Raw genomic sequence first — 26,333 nt, 5'->3', positions numbered from 1 at the left:
CCGGACCTGAGCCGGCGCGGACCGCCGCTCAGACGCGGGTGGCGACCACCGCACCGCGCAGCACGACGCACGCGGGTCGGGTCAGCGTGCCGAGGTCGAGGCGCGGGTCGGCGTCGAGCACCACGAAGTCGGCCGGGGCGCCCTCGCTGAGCACCGGCGCGAAGCCCAGCCAGCCGCGCCCCCGCCACGACGCCGCGGCGACGACGTCGGCCGCCGGGACGCCCATGTCGGCCAGCGCCAGGATCTCCTCGGCGAGGTAGCCGTGCCGGCCGGTGCCGCCGCCGTCGCTGCCGACGTAGAGGGCGACGCCGGCCTCGTGGGCGGTCAGCAGGGTGGCGCGCCGGCGGGCGTGGAGGTCGTCCATCGTGGCGGCGTACCGGGGGAACTTGTCGCGCCCGGCCTCGGCGAACTCCGGGAACTTGCCGGTCTGCAGCACCGTCGGCACCAGCGCCACTCCCCCGGCGACCATCGCGTCGAGGTGGTGCTCGCGCAGGCCGGTGCCGTGCTCGAGGCAGTCGATGCCGGCGGCGAGCAGCCCGTCGAGGACGTCGCTGCCGAAGCAGTGGGCGGTGACCCTGGCGCCCTCGGCGTGGGCGGCGGCGATCGCGGCGGCGAAGGCGTCGGCCGGGAACGAGGGGGCCAGGTCGCCGGCGTCGCGGGAGATCCAGTCACCGACCAGCTTGACCCACCCGTCGCCGGCGCGGGCCTCGGCGGCGACCGTGGCGGCGAGGTCGTCGGGCTCGACCTCGTGGGCGTAGTGGCGGATGTAGCGGCGGGTACGGGCCACGTGGCGCCCGGCGCGGACCAGCCGGGGCAGGTCGTCACGGTCCTGGACCCAGCGGGTGTCGGCCGGCGAGCCGCAGTCGCGCAGCAGCAGCACCCCGCTGTCGCGGTCGGCCACGGCCTGCCGCTCGGTCTCGGCGTCGTCGACCGCCCCGCCGTCCTCGAGCCCGAGGTGGTTGTGGGCGTCGACCAGGCCCGGCAGCAGCCACCCGTCGGCGACAGTCTCGGCGCCGGCCTGCGGCTCGTAGGTGACGCGGCCGTCGACGACGTACAGGTCGCGCGTCTCCTCGTCGGGCAGCACGACTCCGGTGAAGCGCTGGGCGGTCATGGGCCCAACCTAACGAGCGTCAGTCGAGCTCGCCGAGCAGCCAGGTCGGGCTCATGATCATCGCGCCGTGGCGCTCGACACGACCCATCAGGATCCGGTCGGCCGTCACGACGCTGACCCGCGATCCCTGCGCGGCCGCCTTCTCGGTCTCGGCGACGATCGTGTCGTCGCCGTTGCCCTGGGCGTGGACGGTGCGGACGTGCGCGTCGCGCCCGGGGCGTACGCCGCCCTTGGCCGCCCCCTCGAGCACCAGCACCACCACCTCGTGCGGGATCGCGGCGACCATCAGGCTCTCGTGCAGGCGCTGGGCGGCGCCCGCACGGTCCTTCCACCAGCCGTCGGGGCGCGCGCCGACGACGTTGGCGCCGTCGACGATCAGGACGGTGCTGGGTGGGGGCTTGGCCACGTCACTTGAGGAACTTGGAGAAGTCCTGCGGCAGCTCGAGGTTGGCCGCCGCGGTCTCGTAGTCGATGCCCTCGGGGTTGCCGAACGGGTTGGCTGCGGCGGCGTCGGCCTTCTGCTTGGCGGCCGCGGCCTCCTGGGCGGCCCGGGCCGGGTTGCCGGAACGCTTGGCACCTTTGCCCTTCTTGACCTGCTGCTTGGCCTTGCCCCGCTTGCCGCCGCCGGCCATGCCGGGCATCCCGGGCATGCCCGGCATCCCGGGGATGCCGCCGCCGCGCGCCATCTGCATCATCATCTTGCGGGCCTCGAAGAAGCGGTCGACGAGCTGGTTGACGTCGGAGACCTGGCGTCCGGAGCCCTTGGCGATGCGGGCGCGACGCGAGCCGTCGATGATCTTGGGGTTGGCCCGCTCGGCCGGGGTCATCGAGTGGATGACGCCCTGGATGCGGTCGATCTCGCGCTCGTCGAAGTTCTCCAGCTGCTCGCGCATCTGGCCCATGCCGGGGAGCATCCCGAGGATCTTCGACATCGAGCCGAGCTTGCGCACCTGCTGCATCTGCGACAGGAAGTCGTCGAGGGTGAACTCCCCGCCCTGGCCGCTCAGCTTGGCGGCGGCCTTCATGGCCTCTTCCTGGTCGAAGGCCTTCTCGGCCTGCTCGATCAGGGTGAGCACGTCGCCCATGTCGAGGATGCGCGAGGCCATCCGGTCGGGGTAGAAGACGTCGAAGTCGGTCAACTTCTCGCCCGAGGACGCGAACATCACGGGCCGACCGGTGACCTGGCGGATCGACAGGGCCGCGCCACCGCGGGCGTCGCCGTCGAGCTTGGTCAGCACGACGCCGTCGTAGCCGACCCCGTCGAGGAACGCCTGGGCGGTGACGACGGCGTCCTGGCCGATCATGGCGTCGACGACGAACAGCACCTCGTCGGGCTGCACGGCGTCGCGGATGTCGGAGGCCTGCTGCATGAGCTCGGCGTCGACGCCGAGACGCCCCGCGGTGTCGACGATGACGATGTCGTGGAGCTTGCGCCTGGCCTCCTCGATCGCGGCCCGCGCCACCGCGACCGGGTCGCCGACGCCGTTGCCGGGCTCGGGGGCGAAGACGGGGACGCCGACCCGCTCACCGTTGACCTGCAGCTGCTTGACCGCGTTGGGGCGCTGCAGGTCGCAGGCCACGAGCAGGGGCGCCTTGCCCTGGTCCTTGAGCCAGAGCGCGAGCTTGGCGGCCAGGGTCGTCTTGCCGGCGCCCTGGAGGCCGGCGAGCATGATGACGGTCGGGCCCGACTTGGCGAAGCGCAGCCGTCGGGTCTCGCCGCCGAGGATCTCGACGAGCTCGTCGTGGACGATCTTGATGATCTGCTGGGCCGGGTTGAGGGCCTGGCTGACCTCGTCGGCGCGGGCGCGCTCCTTGACCGCGGCGACGAAGTCCTTGACGACCGGCAGCGCGACGTCGGCCTCGAGCAGCGCGATGCGGATCTCGCGGGCCGTCGCGTCGATGTCGGCCTCGGAGAGCCGGCCCTTGCCGCGCAGGTTCTTGAACGTGTCGGCGAGGCGGTCGGAGAGGGTGGCGAACACAGGGGTCCCGTCGGGGTGCAGGGGTCAGGTCATTCGGAAGGTCGGACCCAGCCTAACCGCGCACGGGATACCGTCAGGGAGTGGTCGTCCTCTTCACCGTCGTCGGTGTCGTCGTGCTGGGAGGCCTCGCCATCTGGTTCGGCAACCACAGCCTGCGCAACCCGGGTCCCTCCAGCGGCGGCAACGCCCTGGGCGGCTTCGACGTCTTCGACCCCGGTCAGGGCCGCATGAAGGAGGACCTCGACTCCAAGGAGACCGAGGGCGAGATGTTCGCGGCCCCCGACGACGACGACCGGCCCGTGCGCGTCGACCTGCGCACCGGCAAGATCCACATCCGCAAGACCCCGCCGCCGGCCTGAGCGCGCCGCCGCGTCAGGACGCCGTGAGCGCCGCGCGTACGGCGTGCGCGGCCTGGGCGGCCCGCGTCTCGGAGAGCGCGCCGGCCGAGGGCTCCTGCAGGTAGAACACGTCGACGGCCTGCGGGCCGAGGGTGTCGACGTGGGCGGAGCGCACGGCGACGTCGAGGCCGGCGAGCGCGGCGCACACGAGGTAGACGACGCCGGGTCGGTCGGCGGCGCGGACCTCGAGCACGGTGGCCTGCTCACTGGCCTCGGGGCGTACGACGACGCTCGGGGCCAGCCCGTCGGCCGGCGCGGCCGCGGCGAACCGGGTGCCGGGGTCGAGCCGGCCGCCGACGATGGCGTCGTACTTGGTGCGCAGGATGGCAGCGTCGACCTCGTCGGAGGCGACCTCCCACACCGACACGCCGTGGTCGCCCTGGGCCCAGACCCGCGCGGCCCGCACGGGCACCCGCTGCAGCGCGAACATGGCGGCGAAGTCCGCGAGCAGCCCGACCCGGTCGTGGGCGATGGTGGTGACCCGGCTGCCGTCCTCGAGCCGTTCGACCTCGATCGCGACGGAGTCGGACCGCAGGGCGGCCGGCACCGGCACGTCGTCGGTGACGATCGGCGGCAGGGCGACCCCGGAGTCGAGGGCGGCGTGCGCGCGGCGGGCCAGGTCGACCACGAGCCCGGCGCGCCACGAGGTCCAGGCCTTGGGCGAGGTGGCCCTGGCGTCGGCCTCGGTCAGGGCGCTCAGCAGCGACAGGGCCTCGGTGCTCGGCACCCGTGAGGTGACCAGCTCGACGGTGGCCGGGTCGTCGGGGTCGCGGGTGGTGGCGGTCTCGGCGAGCAGCAGGTGCCAGCGCACCAGGAGCGCGACCAGGTCGACTTCCTCGGCGTCGAAGCCCATCCGGGTGGCGACCGCCCGGGCGATCGGCTCGCCGGCGACGCTGTGCTCGGTCAGCCCCCCCTTGCCGATGTCGTGGAGCAGCGCGGCCACGACGAGGACGTCGGGGCGGGCCACGGAGCGGATCAGCGCCGAGGCCTCGATGCAGGTCTCGACCACGTGCCGGTCGACGGTGAAGCGGTGGATCACCGAGGCGTGGGGCAGCATCCGGACCCGCTCCCACTCGGGCAGCAGGGTGCCGAGGGCCCCGGTCTCCTCGAGGGTCTCCCACACCTCGAGCAGCCCGCGGCCCGAGGCCAGCAGCCGCACCAGCAGGCGCCGCGCCTCCTCCGGCCACGGGTCGGGCAGCGGGGCGCACTCGCGCGCCAGGCGGGCTGCGGTGGGGGGCGCCAGGGCCACGCCGTTCTCGGCGGCCGCCGTGGCGGCGCGCAGCAGCAGCAACGGGTCGCGTGCGGGATCGGCGGCCCGGTCGAGCACGACCTCGCCCTTCGACAGCGCGACGCCGGGGGCCAGCGGCTCGAGCACCGGCCGCCGGGCCTGCGTGGGCGAGGCCGGCGCCGACAGCACGCCGTCGACCCGTCGCCAGGCGAGCCGGGTCAGGTGGGTGATGCGGCGTCCGGCCTCCCGCACCAGCACCTGCGCCGCGCGCCCCTCGGGGCCGGGCACGTCGGCGAGCCCGAGGGCGGCGGCGAGGTCGGGCCACATCTCGGGCGACACGCGGTCGGTCGCCCGACCCGCGATGCCGTGGACCAGGTCACGGACGTCGAGCAGCACCTGGCGGCTGTGCTCGAGCTCGGTGTGGGGGACGTCGACCAACCAGGTCGCGACCAGGCCGCGCAGCGTCGTGGCGTCGCGCAGCCCGCCCTCGGCCTCCTTGAGGTCGGGCACCGACAGGTGGGCGAGCTCGCCCATCAGCCGGTGACGCGACTGCGAGGCGGCGTGGATCTCGGGCAGGCGCTCGCGCGCCCCGCGGCGCCAGTGGGCCAGCATCGTCGTGCGCAGGCGCAGGGTCAGGTTGGGGTCGCCGGCCACGTGCCGTACGTCGAGCAGCCCCGAGGCGACCCGGTGGTCGGCGTCGGCCGCGGCCAGCATCTCGGGCAGCGAGCGCACCGAGTGGTCGAGGCGGGCACCGGAGTCCCACAGCGGGTACCACAGCTGCTCTGCGAGAGCTCCGAGCTCGACGTCCTCGTCGTGGACGAGCACGACGTCGAGGTCGGAGTACGGCGCCAGCTCGGCGCGCCCGTAGCCGCCGACCGCCACCAGGGCGACGCCGACGTCGGGGCCGCCGCACGTGTCGAACGCCGAGGAGCAGAGAGCGTCGGCGTCAGTGGTGCGCTGGGCGCGCTCGGCGGCGGTCACTCCGGGCGTTGCTCCTGTCGGGAGGTGGGGGTGTCAGAGCGCTTCGGCGTCGCGGTCGCCGGTGCGCACGCGCAGGACGGTCTCGAGCGGGGAGACCCAGATCTTGCCGTCACCGATGCGACCGGTGTGGGCGCTCTTCTCGATGGTCTCGACGATGGTCGCCGCGTCGGCGTCGTCGACCGCGACCTCGAGGCGGATCTTGGGCACCAGCGCGATGTCGTACTCGGCACCGCGGTAGACCTCGGTGTGACCCTTCTGGCGGCCGTAGCCACTGACCTCACTGACGGTCATGCCGGTCACGCCGACGGCCTCAAGGGCCTGGCGCACGTCCTCCCACTTGTGGGGCTTGATCACGGCGGTCACGAGCTTCATGAGTCTTCTCTCCTGGGTGGGGTGAGCAAGGGCCCCGCTGATCGGGCACCGGCGGTCGCGTGCAGGTCGTAGGCAGTCTCGGCGTGCACGACCAGGTCGATACCGCTGACCTCGTGCTCCTCGTCGATGCGGAAGCCCATCATCTTGTCGACCACCCACCCGATCATGCCGGACACGACGAAGGCATAGACGAGCACCGCGCCGCCACCGACCAGCTGTCTGCCCAGCTGGCCCAGGCCACCACCGTGGAACAGGCCGTCCACGCCGGTGGGCGCGGCGGCGGTGGCGAGCAGACCGACACCGAACGTGCCGACGAGACCGCCGACGAGGTGGACGCCGACGACGTCGAGGGAGTCGTCGTAGCCGAGCCGGTACTTCAGGCCCACGGCGTAGGCGCACGCGACGCCGGCCGCGGCGCCCATGACGATCGCGCCGACCGGTGACACCGAGCCGCACGACGGCGTGATCGCGACCAGTCCTGCCACGAGGCCGGACGCCGCGCCGAGCGAGGTGGCGTGGCCGTCACGGAACCGTTCCACGACCAGCCAGCCCAGGGTGCCGGCGGCCCCGGCGAGCAGCGTGGCGGCGAACACCACAGCCGCACGGTGGTCCGCGGCCAGCGCGGAGCCGGCGTTGAAACCGAACCAGCCGAACCACAACAGGCCCGCACCGAGCATCACCAACGTGAGGTTGTGCGGACGCATCGGCTCCTTGCCGAAGCCGACGCGGCGCCCGAGCACGAGGGCGAGCGCGAGCGCCGAGGCACCTGAGTTGATCTCGACCGCCGTGCCACCGGCGAAGTCGACCAGGCCAAGCCGGTTGACGAGCCAGCCCCCGACGTGGTCTCCGGAGGAGACGTCGAAGACCCAGTGCGCGACGGGGGCGTAGACCAGCAGCGTCCAGGCCGACACGAACACCATCCAGGCGCCGAAGCGGGCCCGGTCGGCGATCGCGCCCGAGACCAGCGCTCCGGTGATCACGCAGAAGAGCCCCTGGAACATGGCAAACAGGATGAGGGGGTAGGTCGAGGATCCGTCACTGCCGGGATCGAGCAGCTGGCCGAGCCCGGCGTACTGCATCGGGTCACCGACGAGGCCGAGCCCGACGTCGTCGCCGAAGGCGAGCGAGTAGCCGACGACGGTCCACAGCACCGCGATCACGGCCAGCGAGCCGAAGGTCATCATCATCATGTTGAGCACGCTCTTGGAGCGCACCATGCCGCCGTAGAACAGCGCGAGGCCCGGCGCCATCAGCAGCACGAGGGCGGAGGAGGTCAGGAGCCAGGCGGTGTCGCCCGAGTCGATGACGAGCGCGGCGGTCGCGACCGGTAGGGAAACCATGGGTCACCAGCCTCCGGGCCGAATGTTTCGCGCGTGTAAACGCCCCGGCCGTCTCACGACGACCGGGGCGTCCACGACAGCTGCTGCTCCTACAACGCAGCTTCGTCCTTGTCGCCGGTCCGGACCCGGATGACGGTCTCGACCGGGCTGACCCAGACCTTGCCGTCACCGATGCGACCGGTCTGCGCGGTCTTGACGATGATCCCGACGACGTCCTCGGTGTCGTTGTCGTCGACCACGATCTCGATGCGGATCTTGGGCACCAGCGCGATGTCGTACTCGGCGCCGCGGTAGACCTCGGTGTGGCCCTTCTGGCGGCCGTAGCCGCTGACCTCACTGACGGTCATGCCGGTGACGCCGAAGGTCTCGAGGGCCTCGCGGACGTCCTCCCACTTGTGCGGCTTGATGACTGCGGTCACGAGCTTCATGCCGTGGCTCCTTCCTCGGACTTGGTGAGCGGGGACGCGGTCCTGGTCTCGAGGACCGAGGTCCGCCGAGCACCACCGCCGCTGGAGAAGTCGTAGGCCGACTCGCCGTGCTCGACGAAGTCGATCCCGTCGATCTCGTCCTCGTCGCTGAGGCGCCAGCCGATGGTGAACTTGATGGCGTAGGCGATGACCAGGGTGACGACGGCCGACCAGACGATCGCGAAGACGGCGATGGTCACCTGGATGACGAGCTGCTTGGCGCCTTCGCCGTAGAAGAGGCCCGTGCCGGTGGCGAGGAAGCCGATGCCGATGGTGCCGATGATGCCGCCGACGAGGTGGACACCCACCACGTCGAGGGAGTCGTCGAAGCCGAAGCGGTGCTTGAGGCCGACAGCCATGGCGCAGGCGACGCCGGCCACGGCGCCCAGGATGAGCGAGCCGATCGGGGACAGCGCGCCACAGGCGGGCGTGATGGCGACCAGGCCGGCCACGATGCCGGAGGCGGCACCGAGCGAGGTGGCCTTGCCGTCACGGATCTTCTCGAGCAGCAACCAGCCGAGCATGGCGGCGCAGGTGGCTGCGGTCGTGTTGACCCACACCAGCCCGGTCTCGGTGGTGAACTGCGTCATGTAGGCCTCGGGGTCGGCCAGCGCGTCGGAGCTGAAGACGATCGAGCCGACGTTGAAGCCGAACCAGCCGAACCACAGCAGCCCCGCGCCGATCATGGTCAGCGTCAGGTTGTGCGGCTTCATGGGCTCCTTGCCGAAGCCGAGACGCTTGCCGATCACGAGCGCGAGCACCAGGCCCGCGACACCGGCGTTGATGTGCACGACCGTGCCGCCCGCGTAGTCGATCGGGGCGATCTCGGCCGCACCCTCGGCGCCCTCGAAGATCTTGGAGGCGAGGCCGCCGGCAGCGCCGGAGAGGAAGCCGCCGCCGAACACCATGTGGGCGAGCGGGAAGTAGGAGAGCGTCACCCAGATCGGCACGAAGACGACCCAGGCGGAGAACTTGACGCGGTCGGCGATGGCACCGCTGATCAGCGCCGCCGTGATGACTGCGAAGGTCATCTGGAAGGCGACGAAGACGTAGTTGGCGGGGTCGGTGTCGGTGAGCCCGAACTGCGAGAACGGGTCGGCGATGAGGTTGCCGTCACCGCTGAAGTTGTCGCTGTAGGACATCGACCAGCCCCACAGGACGTAGACGACGCCGACGAGCCCGAGGGAGACGAACGACATCATCATCATGTTGAGCACGGACTTGGCGCGACTCATGCCACCGTAGAAGAGCGCCAGTCCGGGTGCCGTCATCAGCAACACCATCGAGGAGGCCACCAGCATCCACGCGTAGTAGCCGTCGTAGGCGAAGTTCACAGAACCTCCAAAGTGCGATCCACAGAAGGAGCCGCCGGACGCGACCACGATGTCGCGCGTCGACCCCTGTCCCAGTGGAGGAAACCCTGGTCGGAGGAGGTTTCGAGGCAGACCTCACTGTGTTTCGCTCAGGAAACGAGTTCGGCCCACGTGTTTCGTGGACGTTTCACACCAGCCCGGCGTCGAAGATCTTCCGGCGCGACCGCCCGAGATCCGGCGCCGCGGCCTCAGCCCAGCAGCGCGTCGACGAACGCGGCCGCGTCGAACGGCGCCAGGTCGTCGGGCCCCTCACCGAGACCCACGAGCTTGACCGGTACCCCCAGCTCACGCTGGACGGCGACCACGATGCCGCCCTTGGCCGAGCCGTCGAGCTTGGTGAGCACGATGCCGGTGACGTCGACGACCTCGCGGAAGACGCGGGCCTGGATGAGGCCGTTCTGGCCGGTGGTCGCGTCGAGGACCAGCAGCACCTCGGTGACCTCGGCCTGCTTCTCGATGACGCGCTTGACCTTGCCGAGCTCGTCCATCAGGCCCTGCTTGTTCTGCAGCCGGCCGGCGGTGTCGACGATGACGGTGTCGACACCGGCGTCGACACCGTGCTTGACGGCCTCGAAGGCGACGCTGGCCGGGTCGGTGCCCTCCGCCCCGCGGATCACCTCGACGCCGACGCGCTCTCCCCACGTGGCGAGCTGGTCGACGGCGGCGGCACGGAACGTGTCGGCCGCCCCGAGGGTGACGCTGCGGTCCTCGGCGACCAGGATCCGGGCGATCTTGCCGACGGTCGTGGTCTTGCCGGCACCGTTGACGCCGACCACGAGGACGACGCCGGGCTTGCCGTCGACGCCGCTGACCTTCAGGCGGCGGTCCATCGTCGGGTCGACCAGGGTGATCAGCTCGTCGCGCAGCACCGCGCGGGGGTCGCCGGCCTCGGAGCCGTCGACCCGGAGCCGGGTGCGCAGGTTGTCGACGACCTGCTGGGTGGGCGCGACGCCGATGTCGGCGGTGAGCAGGAGGTCCTCGATCGACTCCCAGGTGTCCTCGTCGAGGCGGTCACGGCTCAGCAGCGCGAGCAGCCCGCGCCCGAATCCGCCCTGCGAGCCCGCGAGGCGCTCGCGCAGCCGGACCAGCCGCGACTTCGTGCTCTCGGGCTTCTCGCGGACCGGGGCCTCGACCGGCGGCTCGACCAGCGGCGGCTCGACCAGCGGCGTCTCGACCAGCGGTGCCTGGACCGGGGGCGCCTCGAGGACGTCGGTGCCACCGCCCGGCGGCACCGACGGCGGCGTACGACGACCGCGGGTCGTGACGAGGCCGACCACCGCGGCGACGAGCAGGACCGCGATGCCGATGACAAGGTAGAGCCACTCCATGGGTGCTACTTAACCAGCCGGGTCGTGCGGCGAGCGCCGGGAGGGCCGGTCGTCGTCGCCGACCCGTGCCGGGTCGAGGTCACCGTCCTCGATCGTCGGTACGGCGTCGGCCGCCCGCTCCAGGAGGTCGCCGATCCACGGTGCTCCGGGAACGGGCTCGCCGCGGTGCGGGAACGCGGCGTAGACCAGGGCCAGGACGGCGACGCCGACCACGACGAGCATGAAGATCAGGACTGGGGCCACGAGAGCGGGCACTCCTCCGAGTCGGGGTTCAGCGGTTCAGCGGTTCAGCGGTTTGACATCCCACCGTGGCACACGCGCACCACGAGCCCCACATCGACGCCGACCCGTCGCGTAGACGCGACGGGTCAGCGGGGAGCCGAGGCCTGGCGCAGTGCGCGGCGGGCGTCCTGGCGCTCGGCGCGCACCTTGGCCAGCTCGGCGACCAGCGAGTCGAGGGTGGTGGTCAGCGGGCTGGTGGTCGGGATCGTCCAGCGGCTCGCGCCCCCCGGCGACGACGCGGGACGCACCAGCCACACCGACTGGTCCTCCCCCAGGCCCATCCAGGCGTTGGCCTCGGCGCCGACATAGTCGGCGGGGGTCACCCGGGTGACGTCGAGCCCACCGGCGACGAGGCGGTCCTCGACGTCGTCGCCGTAGTAGCGCACGTGGTCGGCCAGGCCGAAGCGGCGGATGCGCTCCTCCTCCGGGGCGTCGGGGTCCTCGTCGGTGACGGTGCCGGGGCGCCACGGCACCTGGAGGATGCCGAGGCCGTCGGCGGCCAGCACGCGACCGATCTCGGCGATCGCGGCCCGGTCGTCGACGATGTGCTCGAGCACGTGGTAGCAGACGAGCAGGTCGACGCACCGGTCGCGCAGCGGCATCGCGGTGATGTCGCCACGCAGGTCGACGCCGCGACCGGGTCGCAGGTCGAAGCGCACGTAGTGGTCGGGCTCGAGCTCGAGCAGCCGCGCCCGCGCCTGGGGCGCCGGCGCGATGTCGAGGAGGGTGCCGACGCGGCCGATCTGCGGACGCAGCGCGCCCAGCAGGATCGCGAAGAACCGGTGGCGCTCCAGCGACCTGCACCTGGGGCAGGAGGCGTCGGGCCGACCGTCGGGGCCGGGCAGGAAGCCCTCGCGCAGGTGGCGGTCGCAGCACGGGCAGTAGCGCCCGCGGGTCGCCGCGATGGCGGGCGCGCTCACGGGGCGGGTCACGGGGCGGGCTCCCGCAGCAGCGGCAGCACCGCGGCGCGTACGACGTCGGGCACGGGCGTGACGCCCCGCGGACCGCCGTCGCCGCCGCTGTTGTCGACGTAGACGTGCACGAAGCGCCCCTCGGCGCGGGCCTCGTCGCCGTCGCCCTGGAAGAGACCGATGCGGTAGACGACCGAGGAGGTGCCGACCTTGTCGACCACCAGCCCCATCTCGACGTCGCCGGGGTAGCCCATCTCGGCGAAGTAGCGGCACGAGACCTCGGCGACGAGCCCCACGGCGGGCAGCAGGCGGATGTCGGTGCCGGTGGCCTCGGCGAGGTGGACGTTGACCGCAGTGTCGATGAGGTCGAAGTAGCGGGCGTTGTTCATGTGGCCGTAGACGTCGTCGTCGCTCCAGCGCGTGGTGGCGGTGCGCCAGGCGACGTAGTCGGCCCGGGTGGGTCGTGCAGCAGGCATCAGGGGCTCTCGGTCTCGCGCAGGCGCTGGCTGATGACGGTCGAGACGCCGTCGCCGCGCATCGTGACGCCGTAGAGGGCGTCACCGACCTCCATCGTGCGCTTCTGGTGGGTGATGACGAGCAGCTGCGAGCTCTCGCGCAGCTCCTCGTAGATCTGCAGCAGCCGTCCGAGGTTGGTGTCGTCGAGCGCGGCCTCGACCTCGTCGAGGATGTAGAACGGCGACGGCCGGGCCTTGAACAGCGCGACGAGGAAGGCCACCGCGACCAGGGACCGCTCGCCACCGGACAGCAGCGAGAGCCGCTTGACCTTCTTGCCGGGCGGGCGGGCCTCGACCTCGATGCCCGTGGTCAGCATGTTGTCGGGGTCGGTGAGCACGAGCCGGCCCTCGCCGCCGGGGAAGAGCCGCGCGAAGGTCGCGTCGAAGGCCTTCTCGACGTCGGCGTAGGCCTCGGTGAAGACCTGCTCGACGCGGTTGTCGACCTCTTTGACGATGTCGAGCAGGTCCTTGCGGGTCGACTTGAGGTCCTCGAGCTGCTCGGTGAGGAACTTGTGGCGCTCCTCCATCGCGGAGAACTCCTCGAGCGCCAGCGGGTTGACCTTGCCGAGCTCGCGCAGCTGGCGCTCGGCGGTGCGCAGCCGTTTCTGCTGCTCCTCGCGGACGTACGGCGTGGGCTCGGGTGCCGCCGCCCCCTCGGGCAGCTCCAGGGAGGCCGGGGGCGGCACCGGCTGGTCGGGGCCGAACTCGGCGACCAGGCCGTCGGGGTCGAGCCCGAGCTCGTCGAGCACCCGCTCCTCGAGCTGCTCGATGCGCATCTTCTGCTGGGTGCGGGCCATCTCGTCGCGGTGGACCGAGTTGACGAGCTCGTCGTGCTGCTTCGTGAGGTCGCGCAGGGTGGCGCGGACGTCGAGCAGCGCACGCTCGCGTCCGCTGCGGGCCTGCTCGACCTGCTGACGGGCCTGGGTCGCCTCGTGGATCGCGACCTCGAGGCGCGCGAGCGTGTAGGACGCTGCGACGGCGACCGCCTCGGCGACCGCCCCCTCGCGCATGAGCCGCTCACGGCGCTCGGCGGCCTTGGCACGGGCCTCGCGCTCCTGGCGGGCCTGGCGCAGCAGGCCGTCGACCCGGCCGTGAATCGCGCGGGCGCGCTCCTCGGCGGTGCGCAGCGCGAGCCGGGCGTCCATCTCGCCCTGGCGGGCGGCCTTGGCGGCCTCGACCAGGCGCGCGCGCTCGGTGGTGTCGGGCTCGGCGCCGGCATCGAGCCCGTCGGCGCCGGACCGCTCGGCCGCCTCGAGCCGCTGCTCGAGCTCGGCGAGTCCCGCGACGGCCTGGTCGCGCGCGGCCTCGGCCTTGGCGATGGCGGCGGCCAGCCGCTCGGCCTCGCCCTTGGCGGCGCGGGCCTGGGAGCCGTACTGGCCGAGCTCCTCGGCGACGGCGGCGAGCGTGGCGTCGGACTCGTGCAGCTTGGCCAGCGCCACGTCGACGCGCTTGTGCGCCTCGAGCCGCTCGGCCTCGAGCCGGCTGAGGTCGAAGCCGAGACGCTCGCCGGCCGCGGTGGCCTCGAGCAGCGCCTCGGCGGCCTCGTCGACGGCGCCCTGGATCTCGATCAGGCTCTGCTGGGCGTGGGACCCGCCGGCGGCCAGGTGGACGCCGAGCAGGTCGCCGTCGCGGGTGACCGCGACGACGGTGGGCAGGTCGGTGACCAGCGCCTGCGCGGCGTCGAGGTCGTCGACGACCGCGGCCCGCTCGAGGAGCCGCGCGAGGGCGGGGCGCAGCCGGTCGGGGCACTCGAGCAGGTCGAGCGCGTACGTCGCGTGGCCCGGCAGCGCGGGCCAGTCGGACCGGTCGGGCTCGGGGGTGCCGGCCGGGGCCGCGAGCAGCAGGCCCGCGCGGCCCAGGTCGCCGCTCTTGAGGTGGGTGAGCGCGGCGACGGCCGCGGCGGGGTCGGTGACCGCCACGGCGTCGGCGGCAGCACCCAGGGCGGCCGCGACCGCGGCCTCGTAGCCCGAGCGCACGCCGAGCAGCGCGGCGACCGAGCCCATCAGCCCGCCGACCTCCTGCTCGGCGGCCAGCAGGGCACCGGCCCCGTCCTTGCGGGCCAGCCCCATCTCGAGGGCGTCCTTGCGGGCCGCGAGGGTCGAGCGGTCCCGGTCGGCCTGCAGGGCCTCGGCGCGGGTCTTGGCCAGCCGCTCCTCGACGTCGTCGAGCAGCGACACCGCCGCCTCGTGCTCGGCGTCGAGCCCCTCCTCGCCGGCGTCGAGACCGGCCACGCGGGTCTCGAGGGCGGTGAAGTCGTGCTGGGCGCGCTCGGCGCGGGCGATGGCCTCCTCGCGGGCCAGGGCGAGGCGTCCGAGCTCGTCCTCGGCGGCGGTGGCGCGCGAGCGCAGTGCGTTGACCTGGCCGTGCAGCCGGGCCAGGCCTTCGCGGCGGTCGGCGGCAGCGCGCTGGAGGGCGGCGATGCGCCGGTCCTCCTCGGCCGCGGCGTCCTCGGCGGCGCGGCGGGCCTTGACGGCCTCCTCCATCGCGACCCGCCCGGCCTCGACCTCGGCGGCGATCTGCTGCTCCTGCACGCGGATCCGCTCGGCGTCGGCCTCGATGGCGTCGGGGTCCTTGCCGCGGTCGGCACTGGACTCGGCGACCCCGGCGGCGTTGCGGATGCGCTCGGCGGCCAGGCCCTGGGTGCCGCGGAAGCGCTCGCGCAGGCCGGTCAACGCGTACTGCGTCTCCTGGGCCCGGCTCAGCGCCGGGAGGTCCTCGCGCAGGGCCGCCTCGAGCTCGGCCTCCTGCTGCCGGGCGGTCGCCAGCTGCGCCTCGACCTGCTGGCGGCGCTCGAGCAGGATCGACTCGTCGGCCATCTCCTGCTCGAGGGCCTGCCGGGCGGTGACGAGGTCGTCGGCGGCCAGGCGGGCGCGCGCGTCACGGAAGTCGGCCTGGACGCCGGCGGCCCGCCGCGCGACCTCGGCCTGGCGCCCCAGCGGCTTGAGCTGGCGGCGCAGCTCGTGGAGCAGGTCGCCGAGCCGTGTCAGGTTGCCGTCGGTCGCGTCGAGCTTGCGGAGCGCCTTCTCCTTGCGCTTGCGGTGCTTCAGGACGCCGGCGGCCTCCTCGATGAAGCCGCGCCGGTCCTCCGGCGTGGCGTGCAGGATCGTGTCGAGCTGGCCCTGGCCGACGATGACGTGCATCTCGCGGCCGATGCCGGAGTCGCTGAGCAGCTCCTGGACGTCGAGCAGCCGGCAGCCCGTGCCGTTGATCGCGTACTCGGACCCGCCGCTGCGGAACATCGTGCGGCTGATGGTGACCTCGGCGTACTCGATCGGCAGGGCGCCGTCGGAGTTGTCGATGGTGAGCACGACCTCGGCCCGGCCCAGCGGCGGGCGGCCGGAGGTGCCGGCGAAGATGACGTCGTCCATCTTGCCGCCGCGCAGGCTCTTGGCGCTCGCCTCGCCCATCACCCAGGCCAGGGCGTCGACGACGTTGGACTTGCCGGAGCCGTTGGGCCCCACGATGCAGGTGATGCCCGGCTCGAGCTGGAGCGTGGTCGCCGACGCGAAGGACTTGAAGCCCTTGAGGGTCAGGCTCTTGAGGTACAACGCGGGGCTCCGTCACCGGTGAGGGGGTACGTCGGGTGGCACTGACGCGGGGGAAGCTCAGCGGGCCCCACCCTACCCGCGCGCGCCGTCGGAACGGTGGAGTGCCACGACCCCGCGGCGCCCCCGCCGTCCCGTGATCCACATCTTTGCCTCAATTGGTCCGAAAGCGGTGCGCACGGCCCCGAGAGGGCGTAGACCGGCCCCGGGTCGCCGATTTCCGGCGACCCGGGGGGGGAATTCTCGTGAACAGCCATGTCCTGAGGCCGCTGCGTCGCGCCGTCACAACCCTGGTGGCCGCAGCGCTGGTGGTGCTCGGCAGCCCGGCACTGACCGCACCGGCCGCCGCGGTGCCGTCGACGGCGGGGGACGCCTCCGCCCTGCGCATCGGGGTCCTGGCCCTGACCGGGTCGATCTCGGCGGTCGGCCAGACCCCCGAGCTCGCGACACCCCTGCCGTTCACGACGACCTCCCTGGCCGACGTGCTCGGGCTCGACGAGAGCCTGACCCGCAACTTCGAGACGGCCCTGCAGAACACCGACCTCGACGCGGCGCTCGACGCCGTCGAGGGCGTCACGATCGTCGACGACTCCGACCCGTCCACGATCGCCTTCACCTACGACCGCACCGTGAGCACCGGGGTGCCGCTGGTGCACGACGACGGCGACCTGCGCCTTGGGCCCAACGACGGAGCGGGCACCGCCACGGTGTCGCTCACGACGCGCGACGACGCCCCGTTCGTGGTCGCGATCGACCCGGCCCAGGACGACCCCCTGCTGCGGGTGGCGCTGGTCAGCCAGCCGGTCATGGACCTCTCCGTCGACCTCGAGACCGACTCGCTGCGAGGCTTCGACGCCCGCCAGGGCTTCACCAGGGTCAGGGTCACCGGTGGTCACTACCGCGCGCACCGCGACCAGGTCATCACGATGCGCGACCCCGACGGCCGCTCCCTGCTGACCCTCGAGGACCTGCGCTACTCGACCCTGGCCGACCTGTTCCGGGTCACCACCACCGACAACGACCTCGACGTCGCCCTCGACGTCGCCCTGCCCGCCTCCCTCACCGGCGGCACCGACGCCGAGCGCTCCGGGAGCCTGACCCTCGAGCGGTCCGGCGACCCCGGCGCCGAGGTCTGGCCGGCGGCTGCCGACGCCGTGCGCACCTACGGCGGCCGCCTGGCCCAGGCGACCGGGCTGTCGATGGTCGACGGCGTGACGTCGCTGGCCCAGTACACCGGCACGGTCCTGGCGCTCCAGGACGCCGCCGACGTCCCCTTCCCCCACCTCGGCGGCGGCACCTCCGACCTCTTCGCCCCCGGCGACGACCTGCTGGCCCTGCTCTCGACGGCCGCGGCCGCCCAGGTCGTGTGCGGGCCGTCCCCCGCCAACCCGCCGACCGGCGTCGCGGCGCCCGGCGACACCGTCTACTGCCAGGCCACCACCGCCAGCGGCCTCGGCACGCTCACGGTCGACGACTGGGTGCTCCACGGCCCCGGGTCGATCGTCGAGGAGCCCGACACCGCCCTGGGCGAGGCGCCCTCGGGACTGGTCCGCATCGACGGCTCCGACGGTGAGCCCGACCTCGAGGTCTCCTTCACCTCCGCGGTGACCGATCCCGGCACCGGCGAGGTCTCCACGACCTCCTACACGGCTCGCTCCCTGCCGCGCACGGTCCAGGACGTCGTCGGCCGCATCGGCGAGATCCCGGGCTCCTCCGCCGCAGCCGAGCTCGTCGACGGCCGCCTCGACGTGGCCGTCGACGTCGAGCGCGCGTCCAGCACCGCCGAGCTCGCCCTCGGCAACCCCGGGACCCTCGGCGCGCTCGTCGGCCTGACGGGCCTGCGGTCGACGGACCCCGACAACCCGGGCGTCGCCAGGGCCACCGCCACCGACGCGTCCTTCGACGTCGGCTTCGGCATCCAGACCGGCACCCCCGCGGCCGGCAGCGACCGCCAGACCTTCCTGCTGCCCCACGACGCCTCGCTCATCCGGATCGGCGGGCTGTCGGCCACGACCCAGACCCAGGTCACCGGCCTCGCGGCCCGCATCGGCTTCCTCAAGGTCACCGCCGACCTCACCGACCTCACGCTCGGCCGGGCCGGCACCGGCCCCGCGGTCACCCTCGACCGCGTGCCGTCCGGCACGGCCTCGGCCACCTCGCCCCTCGACATCACCGACCTCTTCAACGAGGACGGCGGCCTGGACCCCGACCAGCTCGCGCTGACCTCCGCCATGACCGCCTCGATCGCCTTCCGCGCCCGCGAGGAGCCGCTCTCGGGCTCGACGTACGCCACCGGGCAGGCCGGCGGCGCGACCGGCTCGGCCGGCGTCACCTGGAACCCCACCGGGCTGCCGACGGCGAGCTTCGACGCCGGGTACGCCCCGCTGCGGGTCTTCGACCCCGTCCCGGCCCAGTTCCTCACCGGGACCGCCCGGGTCACCCAGGGCGCCACCGACACCGTCCGGCTCGCGATCACCTCGCTCGCGCCGGGCCAGACGCTCTACTCGGCCCTCAACGCCGCCGTGCCCGTCGCGGGCGGCGAGGACACGCAGGTCGCGCGGCGCCTGCTGGCCGACGGGCTCGGCTGCCAGAACGTCGAGATCGTCACGGCCGACACCCTCACCTGCTCCGGGCTGGCCCCCAACGGGCAGACCCCGCTGACCGACGGCCAGGTCGTCGAGACGATCGTGCTCGGCGACCCCTTCGCCCTGCGCGACTCCGTCATCGACGGGCTGTCGACCAGCCTCTCGGAGTTCGACCGTCTCGAGGGCGACAACGTCGCCGACGGCCTGCCGTTCGACCAGTACACCTCGACCCTGCCGCTGGTCGACCTCAAGCCCGCCCAGCTCGCCGTGGAGCGCGAGGCCCTGCGGCAGGGCCTCGCCACCCTGGCCGCCACCGCCACCGCCGACGAGCGCACCGGCACCACGACCGCCGGTCTGGCGCACGTGTCGAGCGCCCAGGAGATGGCGGCCGCCGTCGGCAGCATGGTCACGGTCAGCGGCCAGCCGGGGAGCTACCTCCCCCGCCTCTCCTTCGTCCTCGGCTCCACCGACCTCGAGGTGAGGCTGCAGGCGTCGGCGCCCGACGGCACGACCCTGCCCGCCCCGCTGCGCTTCGACGACCTCGGCATGCCCGCGGCGGGCGGCGACCCCGCCAAGCCCGGCCGCGGGCAGGTCACCAGCACCAAGACCCCCGACGTCGGTGTCGCGTCCACCACCACCCTCGCCGTCCGCGTCGACCGCACCACCGCCCGACCCGCCGTGGACGACGACACCAGGACCGACTCGACCGCCACCCTGACCAGCAGCGGCACCCCCCTGGCCGGCGCGCTGCAGGCCGGGGTCGGCGAGCTCACCGTCGCCGCCACGGGCTCCTCCGCCGACCTCGGCGTACGGGTCGTGACCGACTACGTGCCCAGCGGCACGACCGGCGGCCGGCTCGAGACCCGTCGTAGCAACGCGCGCTCCGGCGACGCCGCCCGGGCCGCGCTCGCCGTCGGCACCGGCGGCGTGATCGCCTACCGGGGCCTGGCGACCGACTCCTCCGGCGGCGCCGGCGCCGTCGCGCCCGTGCGCGACGCCATGAAGGTCGCCTACCTCGCCGAGGGCCTCGACGGCCTGGCCGCCGCCCTCGGGTCGGCCATGGACGGCTCCGCGCCCCGCAACCTCGGCCCCGACGGCGCCCCCGTCTCGGCCCCCCTGATCGGCACCGACCTCGACGCCGGCGCCGGCGTCCCGGAGATCCTCACCGGGCTGACCAGCAGGCTGCGCACCCAGCTCGCGACGACCGCCGTCACCACCGCCACGACCGACACCGCACTGAAGACGGCGCTCGCGACCGCAGTCAGGGCCGCCATCACGGGAGCGCCCGGCCTCGAGGCCCCGGGCGCCGTCACCGTCACCGTCGCCTGCGGCGGCACCAACAAGGCGTGCAGCCCGTGCCCCGCGCCCACCACGCCGCCCAGCACGACCCCCTGCGCGACCAACACCGCGACCGGGTGGGACACCGTCACGGTCACGACCATCCTCAAGGGGTCGTCGAAGACGGGCCAGAAGCCGTTCGACACCGGTCTGCCCGGGCTCGAGGTCCGCTCCACCAAGCTCGTCGCCACGACCACGAGCTGGACCCTGCCGGTCACCCTGCAGCTGCAGCGCGGCGTCGGCCCCCAGGTCGTCGTCGCTCCCTCCGACACGCTGTCGCTCAAGGTCCGGGCCGACATGCCCGCCACGATGGACGCCATCGTCGGCTACCTGCCGGCCCTGCTCACCCCGACGGCCACCGGTGGCTCGGTCGACACCACGATCGAGATCACGCCGACCACCACCGACACGACGGCCTACAGCCTCTTCGACCTCTACGACGGGGGCCTGGCGACCACGCCGCGCTTCGTCGGCGACGACCAAGGCCTCGAGCTCGGGTTCGACACCACCGACGACAAGGGCGCCATGGCCAACGGCGTCTTCGGCCTCAAGGGCCGCATCGACATCCCGTGGAGCCCGACCGGCGGCTTCGACGAGGACTCCGCGGGCGAGCCCACCGAGATCACCTACAACGACGTGCAGCTCGCGATGGGCGGCGTCATCGACACGGTGGCCACGCCCTTCGCGGTCATCGACCCCTACCTCGCACCCGTCCGCGACGTCGTCGACGTGCTACGCACCCCGATCCCCGTGGTCTCCGACCTCTCCGAGCTCGCCGGAGGCGACGAGGTGTCGCTGCTCAGCCTGCTCGAGACGCTCTCGAAGGCCACCAAGAAGCCCCAGCTCGAGCTCGCCCACCGCGTGATCACCCTCGTCGGCGGCGTGACCGACGTGCTCCACGGCGTGGCCGCGCTCAAGAGCAGCACCGGCGACGGCTACGTCCCGCTCGAGAACCTCGCGACCGCCGGGACGGCCCTGAGCCTGGACCCCAGCGACGTGTCCCTCTACAGCAAGTGCACCGAGGCGATCACCACGTCGACCGCCGGGCCTGCGACCGGCGGCACGACGCCGCCCCCCACGGTCGTCAAGAAGGCCCCGCAGCCCTGCCCCGACGACGAGGACCTCGCCGCCGCCGACAAGCCCGCCCAGGGTGCCCCCGGTCAGACGACCCAGGAGAACCGCCTCGGCGCGCGCAAGACCAAGACCAGCGTGGCGACCCGCACCCGCGAGGTGACCGGCCAGCTGCCCGGCTTCTCGCTGCCCTTCCTGTCCGACCCCGACCAGCTGATGGACGTGCTCACCGGTGAGGGCGAGGCGTCCTACTTCCGCCTCGACCTCGGCACCCTCAAGGCCCAGGTGGCCTACCACCAGACGTTCGGCCCGATCATGGCCGGACCCGTCCCGATCACGCCGTTCGTCGGCGGGTCGATCTCGGTCGAGGGCCGCCTCGCGCTCGGCTTCGACTCCTACGCCCAGACCCTGGCCGCCCGCTCGGTCGCCCCCGGCGACGTCGATGCCCTCCGCACGGCGTACGCCGCCTTCGACGGCGGCAGCGTGATCCGGCAGGGCTTCTACCTCGACGACCTCGACGGCGACGGCGTCGACGTGCCCGAGGTCAAGGTCGTCACGACCCTCGAGGCCGGGGCCGGCGTCAGCATCGGCATCGTCACCGCCGGCCTCAAGGGCAGCGTCACCCTCACGGTCAACCTCGACATCAACGACCCCGACGACGACGGACGGCTGCGCACCGCCGAGATCAAGACCCTGTTCTCCGGCCAGGCGTCGTGCGTCTTCGACGCGAGCGCCGAGATCGAGGCCTCGATCTCGGTCTACGTCGAGATCGAGCTGCTGCTCACCTCGCTCGAGTACGAGTACGAGCTGCTCAAGCTCGGCCCCTACGAGCTGTTCAAGTACGGCTGCCCCGACGTCGTCCCGACCCTCGTGCTCCGCGACGGGGGCACCCTCGTGCTCACCTCAGGCGACCAGAGCACCCAACGGATCGCCGGCGCCGCGGACATCGCCGACGAGTACGAGGTGCGCGAGTTCGACAAGGGCTCCGGACGCACGGTCTACGAGGTCAGCGGCTTCGGACGGGTCCAGAACGTCGAGACCCAGCTCAAGCCGAACGGCCACTACGACCTGACGATCTACCAGTCCGGGCTCTCGATGTCCGCGACCGACGTCCTGTCCACCACCGTCGGCACCACCGACGACCTGGCCGCTCCCCCGACCTTCCAGGCCGACGGCGGCACCGGCGACGACAAGATCTCGTTCCTGGCCGGCGAGGAGTTCTCGACCGACGCCCAGGGCGGGATCGCCCTGACGACCTCGGCGTTCTCGGCCCGGGTCACCCGTCTGTCCGGCGGTGTCGGCGACGACACCCTGAGCACCGGCGACGGTGACGACACCGGCATCGACGGCGGCCCCGGCACCGACAGCATCGAGACCGGCCTGGGCGACGACACCGCGACCGGCGGCGCCGACGACGACGTCGTCGGCGGGGGCGCGGGTCGCGACGACCTCGCGGGCGGCACCGGCAACGACCGCCTCGAGGGCGGACCCGGGGCCGACCGCGGCAACGGCGGCGACGGCAACGACAGCCTCGTCGGCGGGCCCGGCCGCGACGTGCGCGCGGTGCTCGTCCGCAAGGCCGACGGCACCGACGCCGACGTGGCCGACCAGGTCCGGCTCGGCTTCGACAGCGGCGACGTGCTCGTCGGCGGACCCGGCCTCGACTCGGTCGACGGCGGCGACGGGTCCGACGTCGTCGTCGGCGGCGACGAGTCCACGCTCACCGCCCCCGGGATCGACACCCTGTTCACCACGGGCCGGCGTACGGCGCTGGTGCTCACCGAGGGCCGGACCAACCCCGAGCCCACGACGGTCGACACCCTCACCGCCCGGGTGCCCGGCGACGCGGCCCTCGACGACCTCTGCGAGTCCGGGACCCCCGACAGCGGCGCCGCCACCGGCGACTTCGTGACCGGCGGCACCGAGAAGGACGTCGTGGTCGGCGGCAACGGCGTCGACACCCTCGACGGCGGCAGCGGTCCCGACGAGATCTGCGGGCGCGCGGGCGACGACGACCTGTCCGGCGACGCGGCCGGGGCCACCGGCGACGACGTCACCACCCCGACCGACGGCACGACCGACGGCACGACCGACGGCACGACCGACCGCGACGTCATCCGCGGCGGCACCGGCGACGACCGGGCCGAGGGCGGCCCGGGCGACGACGTGCTGTACGGCGACGACGTGACCCTCGTCCGCGGGGGCCGGCGCCTCCTCGACGGCACCCTCGGCCCCGACGCGGTCGGCGCGGGCAAGGACTACCTCGACGGCGGCGCGGGCGACGACGTCGTCGCCGGCGGCAGCGGCTCCGACCTGCTCGTCGGCGACGTGGGCGTCGACAGCGTCTACGGCGAGGGCCGCGACACCGAGCCCGACGCGGGCGCGACCGATCCGTCGGTCGCGCAGCGCCTGCTGGCCTGCAACTCGGTCACCCGCGTGGTCAAGGGCCTCGTCGACCTCGACGGCGACCTCTACGCCGGCGACGCCAACGACGGCCTCACCGCCGACACCGGCACGCTGGCCGGGCTCGACGTCGTCGACGGCCGGATCCAGCGGCCCGGCTCGACCGACGGCTTCCAGGGACTGCTCCGCGGGGAGGTCGTGGTGACCGGCGGTCGCGTCGACCTCGACCGCGACGGCGTCACCGTGGACGTCGACGGCAACGCCGACCCCGACGACACGGGCGTCGTCGACCTGCCCTCCATGCTCACCCCCGGCGGCGACAACGCCGACGGTGACTGCGTCCTGGCCGGCGACGGCGACGACGAGCTGCGCGGCGGCTCCGGCTCCGACTACCTCGGCGCCGGCGACGGCACCGACCTCGCCGACGGCGGCGACGGCAACGACCTGCTGCTCGGCGACGACGGCACCGACGTCCTGCTCGGCGGCGCCGCCTCCGACGTGGTCGTCGGCGGCCTCGGCGACGACCACCTCGACGGCGGCGCGGGCGACGACCGCCTGCGCGGCAACGAGGGCGCCGACGACCTCGTCGGCGGCAGCCCCACCGGCGGCGCCACCGACGGCCAGGACGTGCTGCTCGGCGGCCGCGCCGAGGACGTGCTGGTCGCCGAGAACGCCGTCGTGGTCTCGGAGTCGATCGTCACGGCGGTCACCGACCCCGCGGTCGCCTGGCGAGCGTCCCCGCTGGTCCCGGCCGCGGTGGTGGCGACGGCGGGCTCCCCGCTGCGCTTCGACTCCAGCGCCCTGGTCTGCGGGCCGACGCCGACCACCCGCTACCTCACGGTGCTGCCCGGCGACGGCGTCGACGGGGTCCCGGTGGCCTCCCCCGGCACCGAGACCGCCTACGACGAGCTTTACGGCGGCAGCTCCTGCGACTTCGTGCTCGGCTCGACCGGCGACGACCTGGTCCGCGGCGGACCCGACGACGACGTCGTGGAGGGCGGGCCGGGGTCCGACCTCGCCTACGGCGACGACGGCGACGACGTGGTCGTCGGCGGCTCGACGTTCGACCCGACCACGCGGTCGCGCTACACCGTCGTCCGCGACGGCGCGGGCGTGCCCGACGGCCTCGACACCATCCGGGGCGACGGCGGCCCCGACGGGCTCGACGGCGCCGACCTGGTCGCCGGCGACAACGCCCTGCCGACCCGGGTCGAGGCCCTGGTCACGCCCCAGGCGCACGACGCCCCGCCCTACGTCCTGACCCTCGACGACGTCGCCACGTTCGACTCGAGCCCCGACGTCGGCACGGCCGGCGCCGACACGATCCTCGGCGGCGGGTACGCCGACCTGGTCTTCGGCCAGGGTGGCCGCGACGTCATCGACGGCGGGTCCGGCGACGACCACCTCGAGGGCAACGACGGCGGCGACACCATCGCCGCCGGCCCCGGCGACGACGACGTGCTCGGCGGCTCCTCGGCCACCGACGGCCGCCCGCTCGGCGACACCGGGACCCGCCTGACCAGCCCGGGCCCGGCCTCCGCCGGCAGCACCACGACCCTGCTCGACGACGGCGACGCCCTGGAGGGCGGCAGCGGCGACGACGTGGTGCTCGGCGACAACGGCGTCCTCACCCGCCCGTCGGCCCCCGGCACGCCCACGACCCGCGCCGACGGCACCCGCCTGCGCACCGTGCTGCTCCTCGACGTCGCCACCACCACCGACGCCGTCCCTGCCGGCATCGGCGGCGGCGACACCATCGCCTCCGGTGAGGGCCGCGACCTCGTCTTCGGCCAGGCCGGCGACGACACCGCCGACGGTGGCGCCGACGACGACTACCTCGAGGGCAACGTCGGTGACGACGCGCTCAGCGGCGGCGACGGCGAGGACGACGTGCTGGGCGGCGGGTCCCACACCACCGGCGCGATCATCACCGTGGCCGGCACGACGGTCACCGACCGCCTGCTGACACCGGTCCCCGGCTCGCTCGACCGCAGCGCGGCCGGTCTCGTCGACGGCAACGACGTGCTCGGCGGCGACGGTGGGGGCGACGTCCTGCTCGGCGACAACGGCCGGGTCACCCGCGACGGCCCCAGCGCCCTGCTCGCGGGCGGGTCCTCCGGCGTGCACGTCGTACGCCGGGTGGCCATGGCCGACGAGGTGCCCGGCGTCTGGGCCGGCAGCGACCGGCTCGCCGGCGGAGCCGGCGACGACGACCTCTACGGGCAGTTCGACGCGACCCGCACCACCCGCGCCCAGCAGTCCTACCTGGGCCAGCGGGTCGCGGGCGACGTGCTCGACGGCGGCAGCGGCGACGACGCCCTCGTCGGCGACCAGGGCATCGACGTCCCGACGCCGGCCGGCGCCCTGGGAGGCGTCGACCGCACCGTCTCGGACCGCACCGGGTTCATCCGCGAGCTGGTCCGCCCCCACGGCACCCTCGTGCGGGTCGTGACCCTCTCGCAGTCGACCCTCGGCGGCGAGGACCTCCTGCTGGGCGGGGACGGCCTCGACTCCCTGCACGCGGGCGCGGGCAACGACGTCGTCAACGCGGGCAGCGGCGACGACGTCGTCCTCGCCGGCGACGGCGCCGACGCCGCCTGGGGCGGGACCGGCCACGACCGCTTGTTCGGCGGGGCCGGCAACGACCTGCTCGACGTCAAGCGCCGCACCTTCGACCGGCGGTTGTGGCAGCTGGCCGCACCGGTCGAGGACACCGACCGGCGTCGACGCACCGTCAACGGCCGCGACGTCCTGTACGGCGGCTCCGGGGCCGACGCGATGCAGGCCGACATGGGCGACGAGGGCAGCGCCCGGCGGGCCCAGGGCGACCGGCTGATCGACTGGCGCTCGACGACCAACTACTACAAGGTCTGCCGGTCCGGCTACGGCAGCGGCCGGGTCCTGCGCGAGCCGACGTCGTCGATGGTCTCGGCGCTGCGCCAGCTGGCGGCCGCCACGGGGTCCGTCGGCTCGGCCGAGCTGGCGATCCCCGCCCCCGAACGCCTGGTCCCCTACCCCGACCAGGGGAGCTTCGTCTGCGAGACCGGCTGACCCGGGTCACGGCCACGCGCCGCGCCCCGACCACCTCATCCCCATCCCCGAAAAG

At 73.7% G+C, this 26,333-nt stretch carries 15 protein-coding genes; 2 read left to right on the top strand and 13 right to left on the bottom strand.

What is annotated here, in order from left to right; genetic code table 11:
* Nucleotides 1–28: 28 nt before the first annotated feature.
* From FZC61_RS12290 to ffh, 3 genes are read right to left on the bottom strand one after another with little or no spacing between them, the layout of a single operon-like run.
* Nucleotides 29–1,111: an amidohydrolase family protein gene (locus FZC61_RS12290; protein ID WP_148614483.1), complete on the bottom strand. Its 1,083-nt coding sequence runs from the start codon at nt 1,109–1,111 to the stop codon at nt 29–31.
* A gap of 19 nt (nt 1,112–1,130) precedes the next feature.
* Entirely contained in the window at nt 1,131–1,517 is a 387-nt protein-coding gene (locus FZC61_RS12285) for an NYN domain-containing protein (RefSeq protein WP_148614482.1), read from the bottom strand.
* A 1-nt stretch (nt 1,518) separates the two neighbouring features.
* The gene (gene ffh / locus FZC61_RS12280) at nt 1,519–3,090 is read right to left on the bottom strand and encodes a signal recognition particle protein (protein WP_148614481.1); all 1,572 of its coding nucleotides are present in this window, start codon (nt 3,088–3,090) and stop codon (nt 1,519–1,521) included.
* A gap of 80 nt (nt 3,091–3,170) precedes the next feature.
* Between ffh and FZC61_RS12275 the strand changes: the two genes are divergently transcribed.
* Nucleotides 3,171–3,449 carry a hypothetical protein gene (locus tag FZC61_RS12275; protein ID WP_148614480.1) on the top strand — a complete coding sequence of 93 codons (279 nt, stop codon included), beginning with the start codon at nt 3,171–3,173 and terminating at the stop codon, nt 3,447–3,449.
* Between the two features lie 13 nt (nt 3,450–3,462).
* Here the strand turns inward: FZC61_RS12275 and FZC61_RS12270 are convergent, their stop codons facing one another.
* The 10 genes from FZC61_RS12270 to smc all read right to left on the bottom strand — a co-directional run bounded on the left by FZC61_RS12270 (nt 3,463) and on the right by smc (nt 15,833).
* Entirely contained in the window at nt 3,463–5,697 is a 2,235-nt protein-coding gene (locus FZC61_RS12270; protein WP_148614479.1) for a [protein-PII] uridylyltransferase, read from the bottom strand.
* Nucleotides 5,698–5,730: 33 nt separating this feature from the next.
* Nucleotides 5,731–6,069: a P-II family nitrogen regulator gene (locus FZC61_RS12265; RefSeq protein WP_148614478.1), complete on the bottom strand. Its 339-nt coding sequence runs from the start codon at nt 6,067–6,069 to the stop codon at nt 5,731–5,733.
* Nucleotides 6,066–7,409, bottom strand: coding sequence for an ammonium transporter (locus FZC61_RS12260; protein WP_148614477.1), 1,344 nt, complete (start codon nt 7,407–7,409; stop codon nt 6,066–6,068). The genes FZC61_RS12265 and FZC61_RS12260 overlap by 4 nt, the downstream gene beginning before the upstream one ends.
* 89 nt (nt 7,410–7,498) lie before the next feature.
* Nucleotides 7,499–7,837: a P-II family nitrogen regulator gene (locus FZC61_RS12255; protein ID WP_148614476.1), complete on the bottom strand. Its 339-nt coding sequence runs from the start codon at nt 7,835–7,837 to the stop codon at nt 7,499–7,501.
* Nucleotides 7,834–9,210 carry an ammonium transporter gene (locus tag FZC61_RS12250; RefSeq protein ID WP_246142661.1) on the bottom strand — a complete coding sequence of 459 codons (1,377 nt, stop codon included), beginning with the start codon at nt 9,208–9,210 and terminating at the stop codon, nt 7,834–7,836. Before FZC61_RS12250 ends, FZC61_RS12255 begins: the two co-directional genes overlap by 4 nt.
* 227 nt (nt 9,211–9,437) lie before the next feature.
* A complete protein-coding gene (gene ftsY / locus FZC61_RS12245; RefSeq protein WP_148614475.1) occupies nt 9,438–10,577 on the bottom strand; it encodes a signal recognition particle-docking protein FtsY in 1,140 nt (379 codons plus the stop codon).
* Nucleotides 10,578–10,586: 9 nt separating this feature from the next.
* A complete protein-coding gene (locus FZC61_RS12240; RefSeq protein WP_148614474.1) occupies nt 10,587–10,820 on the bottom strand; it encodes a hypothetical protein in 234 nt (77 codons plus the stop codon).
* A gap of 125 nt (nt 10,821–10,945) precedes the next feature.
* Nucleotides 10,946–11,791: a methyltransferase domain-containing protein gene (locus FZC61_RS12235; protein ID WP_148614473.1), complete on the bottom strand. Its 846-nt coding sequence runs from the start codon at nt 11,789–11,791 to the stop codon at nt 10,946–10,948.
* Entirely contained in the window at nt 11,788–12,246 is a 459-nt protein-coding gene (locus FZC61_RS12230) for an acyl-CoA thioesterase (protein WP_148614472.1), read from the bottom strand. Before FZC61_RS12230 ends, FZC61_RS12235 begins: the two co-directional genes overlap by 4 nt.
* On the bottom strand, nt 12,246–15,833 hold the full coding sequence (gene smc / locus FZC61_RS12225; protein WP_148614471.1) for a chromosome segregation protein SMC: 3,588 nt from the start codon (nt 15,831–15,833) through the stop codon (nt 12,246–12,248). Before smc ends, FZC61_RS12230 begins: the two co-directional genes overlap by 1 nt.
* Nucleotides 15,834–16,075: 242 nt before the next feature.
* On the opposite strand from smc, the gene FZC61_RS12220 reads away from it, so the two are divergent.
* The gene (locus FZC61_RS12220) at nt 16,076–26,278 is read left to right on the top strand and encodes a calcium-binding protein (RefSeq protein WP_148614470.1); all 10,203 of its coding nucleotides are present in this window, start codon (nt 16,076–16,078) and stop codon (nt 26,276–26,278) included.
* Nucleotides 26,279–26,333 lie beyond the last annotated feature (55 nt).

This window comes from Nocardioides rubriscoriae, assembly GCF_008087085.1.
Classification (GTDB): domain Bacteria; phylum Actinomycetota; class Actinomycetes; order Propionibacteriales; family Nocardioidaceae; genus Nocardioides; species Nocardioides rubriscoriae.
This window is presented reverse-complemented; position numbering and strand designations above follow the sequence as displayed.